The sequence below is a fragment of the Mesobacillus sp. genome (assembly GCF_049588175.1).
Classification (GTDB): domain Bacteria; phylum Bacillota; class Bacilli; order Bacillales; family Cytobacillaceae; genus Mesobacillus.
The window spans coordinates 1-2292 of the sequence record NZ_JBAVFI010000798.1 but is presented as its reverse complement, the minus strand read 5'-3'; the positions used below and the strand labels follow the sequence as shown (position 1 = coordinate 2292).

The 2292-nt window shown below is 48.1% G+C and carries 5 protein-coding genes; all 5 read left to right on the top strand.

What is annotated here, in order from left to right:
* The coding region (locus WB217_RS19415; RefSeq protein WP_423994990.1) for a PduL/EutD family phosphate acyltransferase at nucleotides 1-142 on the top strand (142 nt) is incomplete at its 5' end.
* Entirely contained in the window at nucleotides 139-819 is a 681-nt protein-coding gene (locus WB217_RS19410) for a hypothetical protein (protein ID WP_423994989.1), read from the top strand. The genes WB217_RS19415 and WB217_RS19410, both read left to right, overlap by 4 nt.
* 15 nt (nucleotides 820-834) lie before the next feature.
* Complete coding sequence (locus tag WB217_RS19405; RefSeq protein ID WP_423994988.1) at nucleotides 835-1122, top strand: EutN/CcmL family microcompartment protein; 288 nt, start codon at nucleotides 835-837, stop codon at nucleotides 1120-1122.
* On the top strand, nucleotides 1115-1540 hold the full coding sequence (locus WB217_RS19400; RefSeq protein ID WP_423994986.1) for a BMC domain-containing protein: 426 nt from the start codon (nucleotides 1115-1117) through the stop codon (nucleotides 1538-1540). The genes WB217_RS19405 and WB217_RS19400 overlap by 8 nt, the downstream gene beginning before the upstream one ends.
* Nucleotides 1541-1608: 68 nt before the next feature.
* On the top strand, nucleotides 1609-2292 hold a 684-nt coding region (gene mdh, locus WB217_RS19395; RefSeq protein ID WP_423994985.1), incomplete at its 3' end, for a malate dehydrogenase.

Here is a 2292-nt window from a genome sequence, read left to right as displayed (position 1 = left end):
ACCAGTATCATTTGATAAGGTGCTGATCCGTGTGTCGGATCGCTACAAGCTGGAAATGCACATTGATACAGACGAAGCGAATGCAGGACTTGTTTTTCCTGGCAAGGAAGGTCGTCTGGAGAAATATGGTGAACGCCGATGATCGATCGCAGCATGATTGAAACGATCGTACTGGAAGTCATACGCGCGCTCGAAAGTGAAGGGAAAACGGAGGTCACATCTGATCAGCCGAAACTGCTGATTGTTGGTGATGCCTCGTGGATTTTTGAAAATACATTAGAAAAATTAAAGCAGAATTGGGACCTGAATTTTGCCAGGGAACCAAAGATAGAAGATTGTGAGTCTGTCGAACATATCATTTTCTTTCGAGCCAGTCAGGACCTGATCGTAAAAGGGGCTTTAGGAATCGCGGATACACCTGATAGCATCCTCCTTGCTCACTGTCTATTGACAGGGAAGAAAGGAACGATTGTACCGGAACCAACCATTGAAGAGCATCTGCTGGCAAAAAAAGGACCGATTTCAGTGAACAAGTACCTCCAAAAGCTGCTTAACTATGTCAAAGAATTAAACGGCTTTGGGGTCAAGGTTGAAAGTATCGACGACTTTGCCAATCGCGGCAAGGGCAGTCACAAAGCTGAATCAGTTCCGCAGCATCAGCCTGCATCAACCAATGCCGGCAAGAAAAAACTTCTGACGCAGCGGGACGTACAGGATACAACGGCAGATCAAATCTTCGTCTGCAAAAATACGATCATCACTCCCTCTGCACGGGACGCTGCGAGAGAGCTAGGCAAAAGCATCATTGTGGCAGAGTAAAAGGAGCAATGTGAAATGCAAATAGGAACAGTAGTAGGCAATGTATGGGCAACGAGAAAAGAAGATGAACTGACCGGGCTGAAATTCCTTGTCGTCCAGCCGGAATATCCGGATGGATCAGCATGTGAGATTCCGTTTGTCGCAGTAGACAAAATCGGTGCAGGCGTGGGCGATAAAGTGCTTGTCACAAGAGGAAGCGCAGCAGCCAATATGTCATCTGATACAAAGCTGCCAATCGATGCCTTGGTAGTAGGAATTATTGACTCGATTGATGTAGAGAAAGGTGGTTGGACTCGTGGGTAGAGCATTAGGAATGATTGAAACACGCGGATTGATTGGTTCGATTGAAGCTGCAGATGCAATGCTGAAGTCAGCGGACGTCAGCCTTTTAAGACAGGAAAAGGTAGACGCGGCGCTTGTGACCGTGTTAATCCAGGGTGATGTTAGCGCTGTTCAGGCAGCAGTGGAAGCAGGAAGTGCCGCAGCGGCAAGAGTAGGAGAGCTAGTTTCTGCTCACGTCATTCCACACCCTGATGAAGAAGTAGGAAAAGTTTTATTTACGGATAAAAAAGAGGAAGCGCCAAAGCCTGCAGAGCCTGTTGTGAAGCAGGAAGAGACTGTAAGCACTGAGACTGCACTCACGCCGCCTGAAGAAACGACAGTCGAAGAAAATACGACTGCTCCTCAAAAGCCAGGAAAAAAGAACCCTCCAAAAGAATAATGTGGTTCTGGGAATAACAACAGAGAGCTTCATTCTCCATTAGAAAAGATAGGCAGGAGGAAGATCAAATGGGATTCAAACGGAAGAAGATTGCTGTAATCGGCGCTGGTTTTACCGGAGCGACAGCAGCACTTATGCTTGCCCAGAAAGAGCTTGGGGATGTCATCATTGTCGACATCCCATCTCAGAGCAATCCGACTAAAGGGAAGGCACTGGATATGCTTGAAGCCAGCCCCGTACAGGGATTCAGCGTCAATATCACAGGCACATCCAGCTATGAAGACATCGGTGGGGCAGATTTGGTGTTGATCACCGCTGGATTGCCGCGCAAACCCGGCATGAGCCGTGACGACCTTGTGGCAACGAATGAAAAAATTATGATCGATGTCTCGCAGAATATTAAAAAATATGCACCAGACAGCGTGATTATTGTGCTGAGCAACCCGGTGGACGCGATGACCTATGTATGCCAGAAAACGACTGGCTTTCCAAAGAACAGAGTCATTGGCCAGTCAGGCGTACTCGATACAGCGCGATTCAATACATTCGTCGCCCAGGAGCTTAACGTTTCAGTCGAGGATATCTCAGGCTTTGTTCTAGGCGGCCACGGAGACGACATGGTTCCGCTCGTGCGCTATTCTTACGCAGGAGGAATTCCACTTGATAAAATCCTGCCTGCTGAACGCATCGAAGCGATTGTGGAAAGAACACGCAAGGGCGGCGGAGAGATTGTCAATCTCCTCGGACAGGGA